At 74.7% G+C, this 18,833-nt stretch carries 19 protein-coding genes; 15 read left to right on the top strand and 4 right to left on the bottom strand.

Annotation, left to right across the window (positions count from 1 at the left end):
- Nucleotides 1-108: 108 nt before the first annotated feature.
- Nucleotides 109-570, bottom strand: coding sequence for a nitroreductase/quinone reductase family protein (locus tag VGI02_RS06130; RefSeq protein ID WP_331626392.1), 462 nt, complete (start codon nt 568-570; stop codon nt 109-111).
- 113 nt (nt 571-683) lie between these two features.
- On the opposite strand from VGI02_RS06130, the gene VGI02_RS06125 reads away from it, so the two are divergent.
- Entirely contained in the window at nt 684-1,337 is a 654-nt protein-coding gene (locus tag VGI02_RS06125) for a TetR/AcrR family transcriptional regulator (RefSeq protein WP_331626391.1), read from the top strand.
- A gap of 14 nt (nt 1,338-1,351) precedes the next feature.
- On the opposite strand, the gene VGI02_RS06120 is transcribed toward VGI02_RS06125, so the two are convergent.
- Entirely contained in the window at nt 1,352-1,963 is a 612-nt protein-coding gene (locus VGI02_RS06120; protein WP_331626390.1) for a TetR/AcrR family transcriptional regulator, read from the bottom strand.
- A gap of 136 nt (nt 1,964-2,099) precedes the next feature.
- Between VGI02_RS06120 and VGI02_RS06115 the strand changes: the two genes are divergently transcribed.
- Nucleotides 2,100-2,888: an alpha/beta fold hydrolase gene (locus VGI02_RS06115; RefSeq protein ID WP_331626389.1), complete on the top strand. Its 789-nt coding sequence runs from the start codon at nt 2,100-2,102 to the stop codon at nt 2,886-2,888.
- A gap of 28 nt (nt 2,889-2,916) precedes the next feature.
- Here VGI02_RS06115 and VGI02_RS06110 read toward each other — a convergent pair whose 3' ends face one another.
- Complete coding sequence (locus tag VGI02_RS06110; RefSeq protein WP_331626388.1) at nt 2,917-3,552, bottom strand: TetR/AcrR family transcriptional regulator C-terminal domain-containing protein; 636 nt, start codon at nt 3,550-3,552, stop codon at nt 2,917-2,919.
- Between the two features lie 74 nt (nt 3,553-3,626).
- On the opposite strand from VGI02_RS06110, the gene VGI02_RS06105 reads away from it, so the two are divergent.
- Nucleotides 3,627-4,652, top strand: a complete 1,026-nt coding sequence (locus VGI02_RS06105; RefSeq protein WP_331626387.1) for an efflux ABC transporter ATPase subunit, DrrA-related — start codon at nt 3,627-3,629, stop codon at nt 4,650-4,652.
- Between the two features lie 2 nt (nt 4,653-4,654).
- A complete protein-coding gene (locus VGI02_RS06100; RefSeq protein ID WP_331626386.1) occupies nt 4,655-5,560 on the top strand; it encodes an ABC transporter permease in 906 nt (301 codons plus the stop codon).
- A 117-nt stretch (nt 5,561-5,677) separates the two neighbouring features.
- On the opposite strand, the gene VGI02_RS06095 is transcribed toward VGI02_RS06100, so the two are convergent.
- Nucleotides 5,678-7,060 (bottom strand): mycothione reductase, encoded by a 1,383-nt coding sequence (locus tag VGI02_RS06095; RefSeq protein WP_331626385.1) that lies wholly within the window; start codon nt 7,058-7,060, stop codon nt 5,678-5,680.
- 349 nt (nt 7,061-7,409) lie between these two features.
- Between VGI02_RS06095 and VGI02_RS06090 the strand changes: the two genes are divergently transcribed.
- The 11 genes from VGI02_RS06090 (at nt 7,410) to VGI02_RS06040 (ending at nt 18,800) form a co-directional block, all read left to right on the top strand.
- Nucleotides 7,410-8,432, top strand: coding sequence for a S1 family peptidase (locus tag VGI02_RS06090; protein WP_331626384.1), 1,023 nt, complete (start codon nt 7,410-7,412; stop codon nt 8,430-8,432).
- Nucleotides 8,433-8,591: 159 nt separating this feature from the next.
- Entirely contained in the window at nt 8,592-9,416 is an 825-nt protein-coding gene (locus tag VGI02_RS06085; RefSeq protein WP_331626383.1) for a siderophore-interacting protein, read from the top strand.
- 128 nt (nt 9,417-9,544) lie between these two features.
- Nucleotides 9,545-9,937 (top strand): YciI family protein, encoded by a 393-nt coding sequence (locus tag VGI02_RS06080; protein ID WP_331626382.1) that lies wholly within the window; start codon nt 9,545-9,547, stop codon nt 9,935-9,937.
- Nucleotide 9,938: 1 nt separating this feature from the next.
- Nucleotides 9,939-11,210, top strand: coding sequence for an RNA polymerase sigma factor (locus VGI02_RS06075; protein WP_331626381.1), 1,272 nt, complete (start codon nt 9,939-9,941; stop codon nt 11,208-11,210).
- A gap of 36 nt (nt 11,211-11,246) precedes the next feature.
- Complete coding sequence (locus VGI02_RS06070; RefSeq protein WP_331626380.1) at nt 11,247-13,412, top strand: VWA domain-containing protein; 2,166 nt, start codon at nt 11,247-11,249, stop codon at nt 13,410-13,412.
- A 12-nt stretch (nt 13,413-13,424) separates the two neighbouring features.
- Complete coding sequence (gene cobO / locus VGI02_RS06065; protein WP_331626379.1) at nt 13,425-14,039, top strand: cob(I)yrinic acid a,c-diamide adenosyltransferase; 615 nt, start codon at nt 13,425-13,427, stop codon at nt 14,037-14,039.
- 7 nt (nt 14,040-14,046) lie between these two features.
- Nucleotides 14,047-15,468: a cobyrinic acid a,c-diamide synthase CobB gene (locus VGI02_RS06060; RefSeq protein ID WP_331626378.1), complete on the top strand. Its 1,422-nt coding sequence runs from the start codon at nt 14,047-14,049 to the stop codon at nt 15,466-15,468.
- Nucleotides 15,465-15,824, top strand: coding sequence for a cobalamin biosynthesis protein (locus VGI02_RS06055; protein ID WP_331626377.1), 360 nt, complete (start codon nt 15,465-15,467; stop codon nt 15,822-15,824). The genes VGI02_RS06060 and VGI02_RS06055 overlap by 4 nt, the downstream gene beginning before the upstream one ends.
- Nucleotides 15,825-16,601: 777 nt before the next feature.
- Nucleotides 16,602-17,480, top strand: a complete 879-nt coding sequence (locus VGI02_RS06050; RefSeq protein ID WP_331626376.1) for a heavy metal-binding domain-containing protein — start codon at nt 16,602-16,604, stop codon at nt 17,478-17,480.
- A complete protein-coding gene (locus VGI02_RS06045; protein ID WP_331626375.1) occupies nt 17,477-18,343 on the top strand; it encodes a heavy metal-binding domain-containing protein in 867 nt (288 codons plus the stop codon). Before VGI02_RS06050 ends, VGI02_RS06045 begins: the two co-directional genes overlap by 4 nt.
- A gap of 4 nt (nt 18,344-18,347) precedes the next feature.
- On the top strand, nt 18,348-18,800 hold the full coding sequence (locus VGI02_RS06040; protein ID WP_331626374.1) for a hypothetical protein: 453 nt from the start codon (nt 18,348-18,350) through the stop codon (nt 18,798-18,800).
- Nucleotides 18,801-18,833: the final 33 nt, after the last annotated feature.

Genomic DNA, 18,833 nt, shown 5'->3' with positions numbered 1-18,833 from the left:
GCGGTGAGGGCCCCGACGAAGCTGGTCGCGCCGTAGAGGACGACGTCATGCACGCGCTCGCTCATGGACGCGCACGGTATCGCCGGTCCCCGGCCGCCGCCGCGTGCGTCACCCGGTGATCACGAAGACCGGGTGCTGCGGTGCGATGGCGGCGAGCTCCTCGTCGGAGGAATCGGCGCCCACGCCCTGGAAGAAGGCGCCGACCTCCCACGCCCAGACCTTCAGGTAGGCGCGCAGGATCGGCACGATCTCGGCCGGGTCGGTGATCTCGCGGGCGGTCACGCGCTCGGTCCTCCGTCCGAGGGTGAGCTCGGCCCAGCCCGACACCCGCAGGTTGCGCACCCACTGGGTGTGGCCCCGTGCGGCGAGCAGGTAGCGGGTGGGAGTGCCGGCAGCGTCCTCGACGGTCAGGGGGTTCACCGGCGTCGTGCGCATCTCGCCGCTGGTCCGGCCGGGGACGCCGAGGACCGAGGAGCCGGCGAGCGAGACGCCGCGGCGGGTCATGAACGCGACCACCGGGTTCATGACGTGGCGGGTGAGGAAGCCGGGCTGCTGGTAGTGGGTGCTCATGGGGATCGCTCCTCCAGTTTTCGAGAGCGGCGCTCTCTGTGGAGAGCAATGCTCTCTGTTTCGGTCGGCCGTGTCAAGAGCACTGCTCTCGCAATTGTGCGAGGGTGGGGTCCATGCCGACCGCCCGCGAGCGCGCCCGTGTTCAGACCACCGAGGCGATCCTGGCCGCGGCCCGCGCCCAGCTCGCCGAGGTCGGGGCCGCGGCGCTGTCGCTGCGGGCGGTGGCGCGCGAGGTCGGGATGGTCTCGTCCGCGGTCTACCGCTACTTCCCGAGCCGCGACGAGCTGCTCACCGCGCTCATCGTCGAGGCCTACGACGCCGTAGGGGAGGCCGCCGAGAGGGCGCAGGCCGACGTCGCCGGGGCTTCGCCGCGCGAGCGCTGGCTCGCGGTGTGGCGCGGGGTGCGCGCCTGGGCGCAGGCCCGCCCGGCGCAGTACGCGCTGATCTACGGGTCGCCCGTGCCCGGGTACGCGGCCCCGCTGGACACGCTCCCGGCCGCCGGGCGGGTCGCCATGGTGCTCATCGGGATCGCGCGGGAGGCCGACGGTGACGTGGACCCGGGGGACGGGGTCGCCGCGTCGGTGGGGGCCGACCTCGTGCCCGGGCTGGACCCGCGTCTGGCGCCGGCCGCGGTGACGGCGTGGACGTTGCTCTTCGGCACCGTCGGGTTCGAGCTCTTCGGGCAGTACGAGAACGTGGTGATCGACCGGGCGACGTACTTCGACCACGTCGCCGGGACGGCGGCGTCCACGGTCGGGATCCGCTGACGAGGGGGACCGCGTCAGCGGGCGACGAGCGATCCGCGCCAGTGTTCCCGCAGGGCCGCACCCGCCGCTGTGGTGTCGATCGAGTCCGGGGCGACGAGGTACTGCAGCGCGAGGCCCCGGAGCTCGGCCAGGACGATCGCCGCGACGATCTCCGGATCGACGTCGGGCCGGACGTCACCGGCCGCCTGTCCGGCCTCGACGTCGCCGGCGAGGTCGGCGCGGAACAGCGTGTCGCGCTCCCGGAAGACCGGGCCGAGCTCGGTCGAGGCGACCGACTGTGCCCAGAGCACGAGGAACGCCCGCGAGAGCGATCCGATCCCGGCGACCGCCCGCAGGTAGCCCTCCAGGAGGTCGAGCAGCCGGTCGAGACCCGGCTCGCGGGTGCCGAGCCCGGGGACGAAGCCGACCTGGCTCGCCCGGACCAGGGACTCGATCAGCGCCTGCTTGGAGCCGAAGTGGTGCGTGACGATCCCGCGGCTGTAGCCCGCGCGCCGCCCCACCTCGGCCAGCGTCACCGACGGCAACCCGGATTCGACGACGAGATCGGCCGCCGCGCGGACGAGCGCCCGCTCGGCGGTGTCGCGGCGCTGCTGCTGGGTGCGCCGCGCGGTGTCCTCGATCGCCACGGCTGCACCCTATCCTCATCTACTTGCGTGTCACCCAACAAGTATCTAGTCTCGGTCGGGAGCCGAAGGAGCTGGCGATGATCGAGATACAGGGCCACGAGGTCGAGTCCGTCCTCTCGCCGACGGCGTCGCTCCGATGAGCCCGGCCGTCTTCGTCCACGGGAACCCGTCGACGGCCGCCCTCTGGGAGGGGCTGCTCGTCGAGCTCGGCCGGGAGGACGTCGTGTGCCTGTCCCCGCCCGGATTCGGCGCCCCGCTCCCGGGCGGGTTCGACGTGAGCCCCGACGGTTACCGGGACTGGCTCGTCGGCGAGCTCGAGCGCATGGACGGGCCGGTCGACCTCGTCGGGCACGACTGGGGTGGGGCGCACGTCATGGGGGTCGCGATGGACCGTCCGGATCTGCTGCGCAGCTGGGCGAGCGACGCCGTCGGCGTCTTCCATGCCGAGTACGTCTGGCACGAGCTCGCGCGGACCTGGCAGACGCCGGGGTCGGGGGAGCGGCACGTCGCCGGCTTCCTCGGTGGCGAGCCCGCGGCGGTGAGCGGCCGCCTGAGCGCGAGAGGGGTGCCCCTCGCGGTGGCAGAGCGGATCGTCGCCGGCCACGACCCGTCGCAGGCCCACGCGATCCTCGCGCTCTACCGATCGGCCGCCCAGCCCACGATGGCTCGCGCGGGCGAACGGCTCGCACAGGCGGCCGCCCGTCCCGGGCTGGCGGTGATCGCGACCGGGGACGACGTCGTGGGGACCGAGGCCCAGCGCCGCGAGTCGGCCGCCCGGGCGGGGGCGCGGGTCGCCGTGCTCGAGAGGTCGGGCCACTGGTGGCCGGCCCGCTACCCGCTGCGGGCGGCCGGGATGCTGCGACGGTTCTGGGCCTCGGTCGACGCCCTCGCACCGGCGGCGGCAGGCGCGGCAGCACGGATGTGACGGTCGGCGGTGCGGACGATCGTCGTGATCATGCCGAGTCGTGGTGGGCGTTCCGGTCCGCCCGCGCACGCAGGCCGTCGATCAGGCAGGCGAGGCCCCGCTCGAAGGTGCGCTCGACGTCGAAGCCCGCCCGGCCCACGGCGCGCAGGTGGGGGAGCTCGGTGATCCGCGCGACCAGGTCGGGGTCGGTCGGGGTGTCGCCGCGCGCCGCCTCGGCCTGGGCCTCCAGGGCGGCTCCGAGGACGTAGTGGCCGACCCCGAACACCGCGTCCATCGCCTCCGCGGCCTCCAGGCCGCCGTCCACGAGGATGCCCAGCGTGTGCTCGATGTGCTCCACCGAGGTGCTCGTGGTGGGGCGGTTGCCCGCGACGACGAGGGCGGCGTCGCGGTGGGCGGTGAGGGCGCGGTACTGGCGGCGGGCCTGCCCGGCCAGCCAGTCCGACCAGTGCTGTCCGGCGGCCGGTTCGCTCGGGGTCCGGTGCTCGCCGACGATGCGCTCGGCCATCAGATCGAGCAGCGCGCGCTTGTCCGCGACGTGCCAGTAGAGCGTCGGCGCGGAGACGCCGAGCGTCGCCGCGAGCCGCCGGAGCGACAGGGCCGCGAGCCCGGCGTCGTCCAGCAGGCCGATCGCGGCCGTCACCACCTCGTCGCGACTGATCGCCACGGGCGAAACCTCCTTGCTGCTCGGGTCGGTGCGCCACTACCGTGACTCTAACGCTGTTAGAGAAGGAGGCGAAGGTGGAGCAACCGGCCGTATCGGGCCCTGCCGTCGAGGTCAGGGGTCTGGCCAAGCGCTACGGGGACATCGAAGCGGTCCGGGGGATCGACCTCGAGGTGGCCCGCGGCGAGACGTTCGGGTTCCTCGGCCCGAACGGCGCGGGCAAGTCGACCACGATCAACATCCTCTGCACCCTCGTCGAGCCGACCGGGGGCACCGCGGCCGTCGCGGGCCTCGACGTCGTGACCGACCGGGCCGCCGTCCGCCGCCGGATCGGCCTGGTGTTCCAGGAACCGACGCTGGACGGGCCGATGTCGGGGGAGCAGAACCTGCGCTTCCACGGCGAGCTCTACGGCGTCGACCGGCGCACCGCCGCCGCGCGCCGCGAGGAGGTGCTGCGCACCGTCGGGCTGTGGGAGCGGCGCAAGGACCCGGTCTCGACGTACTCCGGCGGCATGCGGCGGCGCCTGGAGATCGCGCGGGGCCTGCTGCACTCCCCCCAGGTGCTCTTCCTCGACGAGCCCACGATCGGGCTCGACCCGCAGACGCGGGCCTCGATCTGGAACTACCTCGCGCGGCTGGGCGAGGCCGAGGACATCGGCGGAGCGACGGGGGGTGTCACCGTCTTCGTCACCACGCACTACATGGACGAGGCCGAGAACTGCGATCGCATCGCGATCATGAACGAGGGACGCATCGTCGCGCTCGACACCCCGGAGGCGCTGAAGGCGCAGGTCGGGGCGGACCGGGTCGTCGTCGCGACGGAGGACGACCGGGCGGCACTCGGGATCATCCGGCGGGAGTTCGGGCTGGAGGCGGCGATCCACGAGGGAGCGGTGACGATCTCGGTGCCGGACGGCGCCGGATTCGTGCCGCGGCTGTTCGCGGCGCTGACGGCCGAGGGCGTCGTCGTGCGCTCCGTGGCGGTGACCCGGCCGTCGCTCGACGACGTGTTCCTCGCCCACACCGGCACGACGCTGCGCGACGCCGAGGCGAGTCGGGGCCCGTCGATGCACCCGATGGCCATGCGGATGAGGGGGCGCTGAGAATGACGGATCTCCAGGACCAGAGCCGGAGCCAGGACGAGGCGGCCGGGCTGCGGGTCGAGGCGGTGCGCATCCCCCGGAGCGGGATCGCCACCGAGGCCCGTGCGGCCGCCGTCGTGTGGCAGCGGGAGATGATCCGGTTCGGGAAGGACCGGACCCGGATCCTGTCGTCGCTGGCCCAGCCGCTGCTGTTCCTGTTCGTGCTGGGCAGCGGCCTCGGCTCGCTGCTCGCGAGCGCGGGCGGGCGCAGCGGCGGCGTCGCGCTCCAGACGTTCCTGTTCCCGGGCGTGCTCGCGATCTCGGTGCTGTTCACCGCCGCGTTCTCGGGGATCTCGATCGTCTGGGACCGCGAGTTCGGGTTCCTGCGCGAGATGCTCGTGGCGCCGGTGGCGACGACGTCGATCCTGGTCGGGAAGGCGGTCGGCGGGGCCACGGTCGCGACGCTGCAGTGCGTGCTGCTGCTCGCGCTGGCCGGGCTCGTGGGCGTGCCCTACGACCCGCTGATGTTCCTCGAGCTGCTCGTCCTGATCTTCCTCATGGCGTTCATGATCTGCTCGCTCGGGCTCATGCTGGCCGCCCGGCTCAAGCAGGTGCAGACGGCCATGCCGATGGTCCAGCTGATCATCACTCCGCTGATGTTCCTGTCCGGGGCGCTCTTCCCGCTCGGGAACCTGCCGACGTGGCTGACCGTGCTCACGCACATCAACCCGATGACCTACGCCGTCGAACCGCTGCGCCACGTCGTGTTCGCCCGCCTCGACGTGTCCGCGGCCGACCTGGCGCGCTTCGACCCGGGCATCCACTGGGGCTCGTTCCTGGTCCCGACCTGGCTGGAGATCGCGCTGACGATCGCCTTCTCGGTGCTGCTGCTCGGGCTCGCCGTCGTGCGGTTCCGGCGCACCGAGTAGCTCGCGAACGGAACGCTCGCGAACGGAACGAACGACTCGTTCGTGCATATAGAAGCCACGAACGAGTCGTTCGTTCCGTCGGGGTGGGCCGCCCGGACTGAACCGAACTGAACCGGCCTACGCGGGCGCCGCCAGCCCCAGCAGCGCGTTCTCGATGAGCTCGGGCAGCGCGGGGTGGATCCAGTACTGGCCGGCGGCGATCTCGTGCGCCTTCTGCCCGAACACCATGGCCTGGACCAGCACCTGGATCAGCGACGAGGCCTGCGGGCCCATGAAGTGCGCGCCGAGCAGCGTGCCGTCGGGGGAGGCGAGGACCTTCGCGAACCCGCTCGTGTCCTCCATGGCCCAGCCGAACGCGACGTCGCCGTAGGCCTGGACCTTGACCAGGTAGGGGGTGCCCGCGGCGCGCAGGTCCTGCTCGCGCTGCCCGACCGCGGCGACCTGCGGGTGGCTGAACACCGCCGACGGCACGAAGCGGTGGCTGGTCGCCCGCGGCGCGTCGGGGTGCAGCAGGTTGTGCTGGACGACCTTCGCCTCGTGGTTGGCGACGTGCTTGAGCTGATACGGGGAGCTGACGTCGCCGAGCGCCCAGATTCCCTCGACCGGGGTGCGCTGGTACTCGTCGACCGGGACGCGGCCGTCGTCGGTGAGCTCCAGGCCGGTCCGGCTGACGTCCATCCGGTCGCCGTTGGGTGCCCGCCCGGTGGCGACGAGCAGGACGTCGCCCTCGATCGTCCCGCCGTCGCGGCAGGTGAGCACGATGGTGCCGTCGGCCCGCTGCTCGGCGGCGGTCGGCGCGGCGTCGGTGTGTACGGCGAAGCGGCCCCGGGCGAGCGCGGTGAACCGTTCGCTCACGAGTTCGTCCTGGTCGCGCAGCAGGGCCGACCCGCGGGTGACGACGGTGACCTCGACGCCGAGCGCGTCGAAGACGTGTGCGAACTCCGCGGCGATGTAGCCCCCGCCGACGATGATCATCCGCTGGGGGAGGTCGTCGAGGCGCATCACGTCGTCGGAGGTGTGGAACGGCACGCCCGCCTCGGCGATGGCGGGCGGGATCGTCGGCCGTGATCCGGCGGCGATGACGACCCGGTCCGCGGTGATGGTGGTGGCCGCGGCGCCGTCGGTGGGGGCGACGGCGATCTCGCGCTCACCGGTGAACGCGGCGTGGCCCTCGTAGAGCGTGACGTTCGGGCTCTCGGTGGCCCGGTAGCGTCGCCCGCCCGCCGCGATCGGGTCGATGCGGGAGAACACCCGGTCGCGGATGTCGGGCCAGCGCACCTTGTCGATGCTCGCGTCGATGCCGTAGGTGCTCGCCTCCCGGACGGTCTGGGCGACGTCGGAGGCGTAGACGTACATCTTCGTCGGGATGCACCCGACGTTGAGGCAGGTCCCGCCGAACACCCCGTGCTCGACGATCGCGACGTCCCAGCCGTCGAAGCGCGGGTCCAGGATCGAGTTGCCGGATCCGGAGCCGATGATGACGAGGTCGTGGTGCGGCACGACCTCCACGCTACTGAGATCGGCCGACTCCGGCGCGTCCGCACGTGGTCACCCACAGTGGCCTCGCCGACGACCGACCGTCACCGTCGGCGAGCGGCACGCCGAGCGGTCGACGAGCGGCCGGACACCGCCGCGGGATGACCGTCCACCGCACACAACTCACTCGGCGGTGTCGTTTACCGACGGAAATCGACCGTTCGTCGTCGCTCAGCGGGGCGAACTCCGTCTCTTCGTCTTGTCGCGGCTGTGCGATCTCTGGTCAGGTTCTGCTCCGTCAGGCGCTGTGAGTTGCCCCGGACGGCCCCGTCAGGGGGAGACCGGAAGCAGCGGAACGTGAGGGGAGGGGTGCATGCGGGAACGTGCGACGGCGGATCGGGTGCAGCACGCGGCCGCGGACCCCGGGAACCGGCGGGGCCGCGCGGGCGGTCGTCACCGGGCGGTGCCCACACCCAGGGCCGTGATCGCCGCGGCGACGGCGCGCCGGACCGTGCTGCTCGCCACGACGGGCGTGGTCGTCCTCGCGGTCGTCGCGGTCGGGCTGGTCGGGTTCGGCGGGAAGAGCTCGGCGACGGTGAGCGACGGCGTCGCGGGCGTCGTCGTCTCCGGCCAGTCGGGTTCCGACGGCGGCTCGGACGGCGGGTCCGACGGCGGGTCCGACGGCTCGACCGGTTCGGGTGGCGAGGCCGAGGAGGGGCGCGTCGTCGGCGGGCAGCGGGCGACCACGTCGGCCGAGCCGTGGGTCGTCTACCTCACCGACGCCTCCGGCTTCCAGTTCTGCGGCGGCACGCTGGTGACCCCGACCAAGGTCGTCACCGCGGCGCACTGCACCGCCTCGTCGCCGGACCGCAAGACCATGGTCGTCGTCGGGCGCGATGACAAGCAGTCCGCGAGCGGGACCTCGGTCCCGGTCGCCAAGACCTGGGTCAGCCCGACGTTCACCGCCGTCGGCAACGGCCTCGACGTCTCGGTGCTCACGCTCGCCACGCCGGTGCCGCAGAAGCCGCTGCCGCTCGCGACGTCCGCGGACACCGCGCTCTACTCCCCGGCGACCGCCGCCACGATCTACGGGTGGGGCTCGACCGCGGAGAACGGGACGCCGTCGCGCTTCCTGCTCTCGGCGACCGTCCCGATCCGCGACGACTCGTACTGCAAGACCGGCGCCTCGAACTTCGACAAGGGCCTGCTGACCTGCGCCGGGTACGACGACGGCGGCGTGGACACCTGCCAGGGCGACTCCGGTGGCCCCTTGGTGGCGGGCGGCAAGCTCATCGGGATCACCAGCTTCGGCGACGGTTGCGCGCGGGCGGGCAAGCCGGGCTACTACACCCGCGTCGGCGCGAACGCCGCGGTGATCCAGAAGCAGTTGACCTGAAGCGTCCCACCTCGGGGGGCAGACCGGGGGAGGGATGAGGGCGGATCGGCGGGCAGGCCGGTCCGCCCTCGGTCGTTCCCGGATGTTGTCGGGAACGGGCACAGGCACGCCACAGGCGTCGTCGGTAAGGTGAGCCTCACCTAATATTCAGGAGGCTCCATGACGTCCCCGACCGCACCCTCCACGTCCCGGCGCAGCGGCCCGGGCCACCGCCTGACGGTGCTCCGCTCCGAGCGGCTCACCCCGCACCTGGTCCGCGTCGTCCTCGGCGGGCCCGGGGTGGCCGGCGTCGCGGACAACGGCTACACCGACCGCTACGTCAAGCTCGCCTTCCGCCGCCCGGGCGTGGACTACCCCGAGCCGCTCGACGTCGGCGCGGTGCGCGAGACGATGCCCCGCTCCGACTGGCCGATCATGCGCACCTACACGATCCGCGCCCTCGACCACGCCGCGGGCGAGATGGTCATCGACTTCGTCGTCCACGGCGACACCGGTGTGGCCGGGCCGTGGGCGCTCGCCGCACAGCCGGGCGACGAGCTCGTCCTGCAGGGTCCGGGCGGTGCCTATTCACCCGCCGCGGACGTGGACGCGCACGTCATGATCGGCGACGAGGCCTCGCTGCCGGCGATCGCCGCCGCGTGCGAGCGGGTCGCGCCCGGCACGCCGGTGCACGCGTTCGTCGAGGTCGACGGTCCCGACGACGAGATGGACCTCGACTGCCCCGGCGATCTGACCGTGCGCTGGTGTCACCGCGAGGCCGGGGGGTCCGTCGTCGACGTGGTGCGGGCCGCGACCTGGCCGTCCGGGCGGGTGCAGGGGTTCGTCCACGGCGAGACGACGGCGGTGAAGGCGCTGCGGTCCCACCTGCTCGACGAGCGCGGTGTGGAGCGCGAGCTGCTCTCGATCTCCGGCTACTGGCGCAGGGGCCTCGACGAGGAGGCGTTCCAGGCGGACAAGCGCGCGGGGAACGGTGTCGCGGCCTGAGCCGGCTGTTGGTCCGATCGGGTGATGTGTGGTCGGTGGGCCCGGAGGGTGTCATCGTGCGGGTCGCGGTTCCGACCCCCGGTCGAGCCGCACGCCGGGTGCGGCCACACCGAGCGAGGAGACCCGCCGTGAAGTTCCTGCTGCTGACCCGTCACAACGCTTCCGAGGCCGACATCCGGCCGATGGCGGAGTGGGACCCCGCCGACGCCGAGGCCCACCTCGCCGCGCTCCGGGCGATCAACGAGCAGCTCACCGAGTCCGGCGAGCTGCTCGTCATGCAGGCCCTCGCGGACCCGGCGGCCGGCCGGATCGTCCACGGGCTCGACGCGGGGACCCCGATCGTCACCGACGGGCCCTACCCCGAGAGCACCGAACTGCTGGCCGGCTATCAGCTGGTGGACGTCGTCGACGAGGACCGTGCTCTCGAGATCGCCGCGCAGGTTGCGGCCGCTCCCGGGCCCGGCGGCAAGCCGATCAACAACCGCATCGAGGTGCGGGCCGTGATGTTCAGCTGGGCCTGACGTGTCGGCCGCTGACCCCGAGGGCCTCGAGGGCCTGCTGCGCGAGCACGCGCCGCGGGCCCTCGCGGCGCTCGCCCGGCGTCTCGGCGACCTCGCCGACGCCGAGGACGCCGTCCAGGAGGCCCTCATCGCCGCCGCAGGCGCGTGGCCCGAGCGCGGTGTGCCGGACGACCCGACGGCGTGGCTGGTCACGACGGCCGTGCGTCGCCACGTCGACCGGGTCCGCAGCGACTCGGCGCGGCGGGCCCGGGAGGACTCCGTCGTCGTCGCCGACCCGGGCCTCCCGGCGTCGATGGCGCCCTCGCGCGACGACTCGCTCGCTCTGCTGTTCTGCTGCGCCCACCCCGCACTGGCCCCGTCGGCGGCGATCCCGCTGACCCTGCGGGCCGTCGGTGGCCTGGCCACGCCCGAGATCGCGCGGTTGCTCCTGCTCACCGAGGCCGCGGTGAACCAGCGCATCCACCGGGCCAAGCAGGGCATCCGCGACTCCGGCGCCGGGTTCCGGCTCCCGACGCCGCAGGAGTGGCCCGCGCGGCTGCGAGCGGTGCTGCACGTGCTCTACCTGCTGGCGACGGTCGGGAACGCGCCCGGCGACGCCGTCGGTGACCTCTCCCGTGCCGACGCGGCCGCGGAGGCGGTCCGGCTGCTGCGCGAGCTCGACCGGCTGCTGCCCGACGAGCCCGAGGTCGGCGGGCTGCTCGCGCTGGTCCTGCTCACCGAGTCCCGGCGGCCCGCCCGGACCGGGCCCGGGGGGCAGCTCGTGCCGCTCGACGAGCAGGACCGCACCGCGTGGGACGCCGCGCTGATCGCCGAGGGCACCGGGCGGGTCGAGGCGGCGATGCGCCGCGGCCGGGTCGGGGCCTATCAGTTGCAGGCCGCCGTCGCCGCGGTGCACGCCGAGGCGGCGGACTGGCGCGACACCGACTGGCCCCAGATCGCCGGGCTCTACGAGGTGCTCGCGCGGGTCGACCCGTCGCCGGTAGTGGCGCTCAACCGGGCCGTCGCGCTCGGCGAGGCCGGGGAGCCGCGGGCGGGGCTGGCGCTGCTCGACGCGCTCGACGGCGACGCGCGCCGGCTCGGCCACCGCCTGCCCGCGGCGCGCGCCCACCTCTTCGTCCGGGCCGGCGACGACGCCGCCGCGCACGAGGCCTACCGGGCGGCGGCCGCCGCGGCGACCAGCATCCCCGAGCGGGACCTGCTGACGCTCAAGGCCGCGAGGTGCGCGCCGCGCTCGTGCTCAGAGGGCCGTCGGCCACATCTCAGCGACGGATGAGATGTCGCGGGCGCTGCCGGGTTAGGGTCGCGCCCCGTGGCGTTCCCCTTCTCGGCCGTCGTCGGCCACCCGGACCTGCGGCTGGCCCTGCTGCTCTCGGCCGTCGATCCCGGGATCGGCGGCGTGCTGGTGCGCGGCGAGAAGGGCACCGCGAAGTCGACGATCGTCCGCGCGCTCGCCTCGCTGCTGCCCGAGGTCGCGGTGCGCGCCGGGGACCGCTTCGGGGTCGACGTCGAGGCCGGGGAGGAGAGCCCGGACGGGCCGTTCGGGCCCGACGTGCCCGTCGAGCGCCGCCCGGCCCGGCTCGTCGAGCTGCCCGTCGGCGCCTCGGAGGACCGGCTGATCGGCTCGCTGGACCTGCAGGAGGTCCTCGCCCACGGCCGCAGCTCGGTCCAGCCGGGCCTGCTCGCCGCCGCCCACCGCGGGGTGCTCTACGTCGACGAGGTCAACCTGCTGCACGACCACCTCGTCGACCTGCTCCTCGACGCCGCCGCCTCCGGGCGCTCGCACGTCGAGCGTGACGGCGTGTCCTTCACGCACCCGGCGCGGTTCCTCCTGGTCGGCACGATGAACCCCGAGGAGGGCGAGCTGCGCCCGCAGCTGCTCGACCGCTTCGGGCTCACGGTCGCGGTGACCGCCTCGCGGGAGGTCGCCGAGCGCACCGAGGTGGTGCGCCGCCGTCTCGCGCACGACGCCGACCCGCCGGGCTTCGAGCGCCGGTTCGCCGACGCCGAGGACGAGCTGCGGTCCGCGCTGACGGCGGCCCGCGACCGGCTCGGCGCCGTGACGCTCACCGACCGCGAGCTGGTGCGGATCTCGGCGGTCTGTGCCGCGGTCGACGTCGACGGGATGCGCGCCGACGTCGTCGTGGCCCGGACCGCCGTCGCCCACGCCGCGTGGCGCGGTGCCACCGCGGTCGACGTCGACGACGTCCGCGCGGCTGCCCGGCTCGCCCTGCCCCACCGCCGCCGCCGCGACCCGTTCGACGAGCCGCACCTGTCCGAGGACGAGCTCGAGAAGGCCCTCGACCAGGCCGAGCAGGCCGTGCAGGACTACGACGACGAGCAGCCCCCGGACCCGCCGTCGGGCGGCGAGGGCGGGCCCGACGACGGCGGCCCGGACGAGACCGGCCCGGACGACGGCGACCCGAATGACGACGACGCGGCCCAGGACGCGGCCGACGGAGACGACCCGGCCGACGCCCCCTCGCCCGGTGGCTCCGCCGCTCCGGGCTCCAGCAGCCCGACCGGGGAGGGTTCCGCGGAGACCGCGCCCGATGGTCAGGGTTCTCCCGGCGGCCCGTCGTCGGCCACCCCGGACGACGACGGGCCCGCTCCCGCCGGGACCGCCGACGACGAGCCCGCGGGCCGCCCGGTCGGGGCCCCCACCCCGACCCGGCTGCGGACGCGGCGCTTCGAGGTGCACGGCCTCGGCGAAGGTGCGCCCGGACGCCGCTCCCGGGCCAGGGGCCGGCAGGGGCGCACCGTCCGGGCCGTCGTCGACGCCCCCGCGTCCGGTCCCGCCCCGCACGTGCCGGCGACCGTGCTCGCGTCGGTGCGCGGCGGCCGTCGTGGTCGTCCGGCGCCGGACGACCTGCGCCACGCACAGCGGGAGGGCCGCGAGGGGAACCTCGTGCTGTTCTGCGTCGACGCGTCCGGCTCGATGGCCGCGCGGCGGCGGATGACCGCGGTGACCGGGGCGGTCGTCGCGCTGCTCCGCGACGCCTACCAGCGCCGCGACAAGGTCGGGGTGGTCACCTTCCGCGGCGCGGGCGCCAGCGTCGCGCTGCCGCCGACCACGTCCGTGCACACCGCCCACCACCGCCTCGCCGACCTGCACACCGGCGGCCGCACCCCGCTCGCCGACGGCCTGCGGACCGCGCGGCGGGTGCTGCGCGCCGAGCGGGTGCGCGACCCGCGCCGTCGTGGCCTGCTCATCGTGCTCACCGACGGACGGGCGACGGTGTCGTCGGGCGCGGGGAAGCCGCTGGACGCGGCCCTCGACGCCGCCCGCGGCCTCGCGCGCGAGGCCGGGCCGGGTCGCGGCGGCGCAGTGATGAGCACCGTCGTCGTCGACTGCGAGTCCGGGCCGGTGCGTCTCGGGCTCGCCGGACGGGTCGCGGGGGCGGCCGCCGGCGCGATCGTGACCCTCGACGACCTCACCGGTGAGAGCGTGGCCGCCGTCGCCCGCGCCGCCGTCTAGGAGGGAAGAACCATGCCGCAGGGCGTCCCCACCACGGTGCCCGCTGACGGGCTGACCACCCGCCAGCGCCGCCGCCGTCCGCTCGTCGTCGTGCACACCGGGCCGAACAAGGGCAAGTCGACGGCCGCGTTCGGGCTGGCGCTGCGTCAGTGGACCGCGGGCTCGAGCGTGGCGGTGTTCCAGTTCGTGAAGTCGGCGAAGTGGCGGGTCGGCGAGGAGACCGCGCTCAAGGCGCTCGGCGAGCTGCACACGAGCACCGGGCAGGGCGGCCCCGTCGAGTGGCACAAGATGGGCGAGGGCTGGTCGTGGTCGCGCAAGCCGGGGTCCGACGAGGACCACGCCGACGCCGCCCGCGAGGGCTGGGCGGAGATCCGGCGCCGGCTGGAGTCGGGCGCGCACGACTTCTACGTCCTCGACGAGTTCACCTACCCGCTCAAATGGGGGTGGATCGACGTCGGGGAAGTGGTCGAGACGCTGCGCGACCGGCCCGGGTTCCAGCACGTCGTCATCACCGGCCGGGACGCCCCGGACGCCCTCGTCGAGATCGCGGATCTCGTCACCGAGATGACCAAGATCAAGCACCCCATGGATGCCGGCCAGAAGGGTCAGAAGGGCATCGAATGGTAGGCCCGTCGTGGTGAGTCACCTTCCGCCGCGCGTGGTGATCGCGGCCCCGTCCTCGGGCAGCGGGAAGACGACGATCGCCACCGGACTGCTCGGCGCCCTGGCCGCCCGCGGCACCTCACCGGCCCCGTTCAAGATCGGCCCGGACTACGTCGACCCCGGGTACCACGCGCTCGCCGCGGGCCGGCCGGGTCGCAACCTCGACCCGGTCCTCGTCGGGGTCGAGCGCCTGCCCGGGCTCGTCGTCCACGGCGCCGCGGGCGCCGAGCTCGCCGTCGTCGAGGGCGTCATGGGCCTCTTCGACGGCCGGCTGGGCGGTGAGGGGGACCGTCCCGGCGAGCACGACGACGGGTCCACGGCGCACGTCGCGCGCGCGCTCGACGCCCCCGTCGTGCTGGTGGTGGACGCGCGCGGCCAGCACCGCTCGGTCGCGGCGCTGCTCGCCGGGTTCCGCGACTTCGACCCCCGGGTGCGCCCGGCGGGCGTCGTCCTCAACCGCGTCGGCACCGAGCGGCACGCCGAGGCCCTCCGGGCGGCGTGCGCGGAGGTCGGCATGCCGGTGCTGGGGGTGGTGCCCCGCCGCGCGGAGCTCGCTGTGCCGAGTCGTCACCTCGGCCTGGTGACCGCCGCCGAGCACGGGGACGCGGCCCGCGACGCCGTCGCCGCCATGACGGCCCTGGTGGCCGCGCACGTCGACCTCGACGCGGTCGAGGCACTGGCCCGCCGCGCCCCGGCCACCCCCGCGGCGGCCTGGGATCCGGCACGCGAGACGGCGGCGCTCGACGGCAGGCCCCCGTGGGTCGCGGGCACCCGGCCGGCCCCGGTGGTCGCGGTCGCCGGCGGGCCGGCCTTCACCTTCGGCTACCCCGAGCACGCGGAGCTCCTGGCCGCGGCGGGCTGCGAGGTGGTCGTCGTCGACCCGCTGCGCGACGAGGTCCTGCCCGAAGGCACCGCCGGGCTCGTGCTGCCCGGTGGGTTCCCCGAGGAGCACCTCGGCCCGCTCGCCGCGAACGCGCCGCTGCGCGAGGCGGTCCGGCGGTTCGCGGCCGGTGGCGGCCCGGTGCACGCGGAGTGCGGCGGGCTGCTCTACCTGGGGCGCTCGCTCGACGGGGCCGCGATGTGCGGGGTGCTCGACGCCGACGCCGCGATGGGCCCGCGCCTGCACCTGGGCTACCGGACCGCGACCGCCGCCACCGACTCCCCGGTCGCCGCGTCCGGGGAGACGGTGACCGGGCACGAGTTCCACCGCACGGTGACCACCCCGCAGGCCGGATCGACCCCGGCCTGGCGCTGGTCGGCCGGCGGCGAGGCGGTCACCGAGGGGTACGTGGCGGGCGCCGCGCGCACCGTGCACGCCTCCTACCTGCACACCCACCCCGCGGGCCGTCCGCACGCCGTCGCCCGCTTCGCCCGGGCCTGCGGCGCGCGATGACCCGGGCCCTCGTCCTCGGGGTCGGCGTCGAGCCGGGAACGCCCGTCGAGTACCTGCGTGAGGCCGTGGCGGCGCTCGGCGAGGTGACGATCGGCGTCGTCGCCACCATCGACCGCCGCCTCGGCGAGCCGTCGATCACGGAGGTCGCGGCCGACCGGAAGCTGCTCGCCTACACCACCTCCCAGCTCGACGCGGTCGACGTCCCGAACCCGTCCGCCGTCGTCCGGCGCCTCACCGGGACCGGCAGCGTGGCCGAGGCGGCGGCGGTCCTCGCGGCACGCGAGACCGGCGGGGCCGGGGAGCTCGTCGTCGAGAAGCAGCGGGGACCGATGGTGACCGTCGCGCTGGCCCGGTAGGGCGGACCCCAGGGCAGCTCGGGGGATCGCACCCGGAACGCGAGGGCGGGCTCCACCGCGGTGGGGGCCCGGCCTCGGGCACCGTGACGATCACTCCCGCCCCACACCGATCCCACCGATCGGGCGAGGCGCCACCAGGTGGTCGATCGATCACCGCGCCGAGAAAGGGCGACCCGTGTCCTCCTTCGCCTCCGTCCGCCACACCGACGTCCCCACGACTCCGTCGTCCCTGCCGGACGCCTCGTGGCGGCCCCGGGTCCGGCGCTCGGAGGACGCCGCCGTCAGCTGCGGGACGTGTGGGCTCACCTCCCACGGGCGCCGCTGCACCTCCTGCGGCCGCGGCTTCCACATGCCGACGTCCTGCCCCGGCTGCGGCAGCGGCCTGCGGTCCAGTCGGTCGTGCGGGCACTGCGGGGCGCCGGCGCCGACGTCGTCGCGACCGTCCGACGCCGTGCCGGCACCGGAGGCGGTGTCCGCGGGCGGTGACCGCGGACGACCCCGCGCTCAGGCGCCGGTGACCCGGTCCAGGAGCCCGCGCGGATCCTCCGGGAGACGCTCGCCGCTCCAGGCGGCGTGCTGATCCGGCCGCACGAGCTGGACACCCGCCGGATATCGGCCCGGCGGCGGGAGTGGGGCGGCCAGGACGCCACGCCGTGACCGGGCGAAGCGGACACCCGCCCCAGAGCCGACGAAACCCGCGCTGACCTGCGACGACGCCCTCATTCACCGGGTGTAGCTTCGCGGGCCGGGCGAGCGGAGCGACGGAGGTGTGCGGGCGTGTCCGATCAGTGGGACGGCCGCGGGCTGCCCCCGGTCGCCGCCGACCGGGTGCGCCGCGCCGCCGAGGGCGGCCCGTGGACCTCGATGCTCACCGTGCCCTCGGCCGCCGGACTCTCGGCCACCGAGTTCGAGCCGGTTGGCGAGGTGATGGGCTCGATCGTCACGAACATCGGGTGGCGCGGGTACGGCGGCTGCGGCGCGTGGGGCGGAGGGTTCGCGGGAGGCCTCGGGCCGATGACCCCGGTCCCCGCCTTCGCGCCGTACGTCGACGCCCTGCGCCACGGATACGACACCGCGTTGCACCGCATGCAGCTCGAGGCCGCCGGGATCGGGGCCGACGGCGTCGTCGGGGTCACGCTCACGGCCGAGCCGTTCGCGCAGGGCAGCCGCGAGTTCGTGGCCCTGGGCACCGCGGTCCGGTCCCGCCGCGCGCACGACCGGCCGCGGCAGCCGTTCTGCACCGAGCTCGCCGGGCAGGACGTCGCGAAGCTCCTGGCGGCGGGCTGGCTGCCCGTCCACATCGTCTACGGCATCGCGCTGCTCATCCGCCACGACGACATGCGGACCCGGTCCCAGGCGTCCTGGATGGGCGGGAACACCGAGGTCACCGGCTACACCCAGCTGGTGACCGCGGCGCGGGCCGGAGCCCGTGGCGACTTCGCGCGCCGGGTCGCGGCGGCCGGCGCGGAGGGCGCGATCGTCTCCGCGATGGGCGTCGGGATGCACGAGATCGAGCCGTCGGAGAACCACCGCGACCACGTCGCGGAGGCGACGGTCTTCGGCAACGCCCTGCTCGCCGTCGAGCACCCGGCGGCGCCCGCCCGCTCGTCGTCGTTGACGTACATGCCCCTGCGTTCCACCCGGGAGACCTCGTGACCGAGTCCGACGCGCCCACCGCGACGGGTGTCCCGTCCGACGCCATGCGACGGCTGGCCCACATGCGGCCCGGCCAGGCGACCAGCATGTTCACCTCGGATCTGTCGGTGAACGAGTTCCTGCTCGTGCGCGAGGCCGGGTTCCGCCCCCTCGGCCTGGTCCTGGGCTCGAGCATCTATCACGTCGGCTTCCAGGTCGGGCGCTGGGGAAAGAACCAGGAGCTCGACACGCTGTCGCAGGCGATGTACCACGCCCGGGAGCTCGCGATGACCCGGATGGAGGCCGAGGCCGACCAGCTCGGCGCCGACGGCATCGTCGGGGTCCGGCTCGACATCGAGTTCAAGGAGTTCGGCAACGACCTCGCCGAGTTCATCGCGGTGGGTACCGCCGTCTCGTCCGAGTCCGCGCCGTCCAGCGGGGCGAGCGGAGCGACGGGGAACTCGGGTGGAGGGACGTGGCGCAACGTGCACCACCAGCCGTTCACGTCCGACCTCTCCGGTCAGGACTTCTGGACGCTGATCCAGGCCGGGTACGCGCCGGTGGGCATGGTGATGGGCACGTGCGTCTACCACATCGCCCACCAGGGCATGTTCCGCGCGATGGGCAACATCGGGCAGAACGTGGAGCTGCCGCAGTACACCGAGGGGCTCTACGACGCCCGCGAGCTCGCCATGAGCCGCATGCAGGCCGAGGCCGAGGCGCTGCACGCCGAGGGCATCGTCGGGGTCCGGCTCCGGGCGCACGGCCACCGCTGGGGCGGGCACACCACCGAGTTCTTCGCGATCGGCACCGCGGTCCGGCCGCTGCGCGCCGACCACCACATCCCGACCCCGCAGCTCGTGCTGCCGCTGACGGACGGATGAGGACATGACGACGGGTCCCGACTCCGGTGCCGGCGGGCTCGAGCCGAGCGGGCTGGGGCCGATGGGGGACGTCGCCGTGCTGGCCGCGGCTCTGCGCACGGACCGCTCCGACGTCGCGTCCTACGCCCGGGTCCTCTCCGGCGCGCTCGGCGACGCGCTGCCGCCGGGAACGGTCGAGGTCGGCTACCGGAGGAGCATGGCCGACCGGCTCGCGGGCCGCGAGGGCCGGGCGGAGTCGGTCCTCGTGCACGGCGAGGGGCGTGACCTGGAGCTGCGCGCCGAGGGCGAGCGGGTGCACGCGGAGATGCGACGGGTCTCGGGCGGCGTGGTGATCAGCCGCCGGCAGGTCGACGTCGAGGCGTGGCTGCAGGCGCTCGCCGAGGACATGAGCCGCATCGCCGCCCGGGACGCCTCCGCGCGCGCGGCCTTCGAGCGCTTCCTCACGACGGGGTACTGAGCCGAGTCGGGGGTCCGTTCGCCGCGTGCCTGC

The sequence above is a fragment of the Actinomycetospora sp. genome, from assembly GCF_036497245.1.
Taxonomy (GTDB): Bacteria; Actinomycetota; Actinomycetes; order Mycobacteriales; family Pseudonocardiaceae; genus Actinomycetospora.
This window is presented reverse-complemented; position numbering and strand designations above follow the sequence as displayed.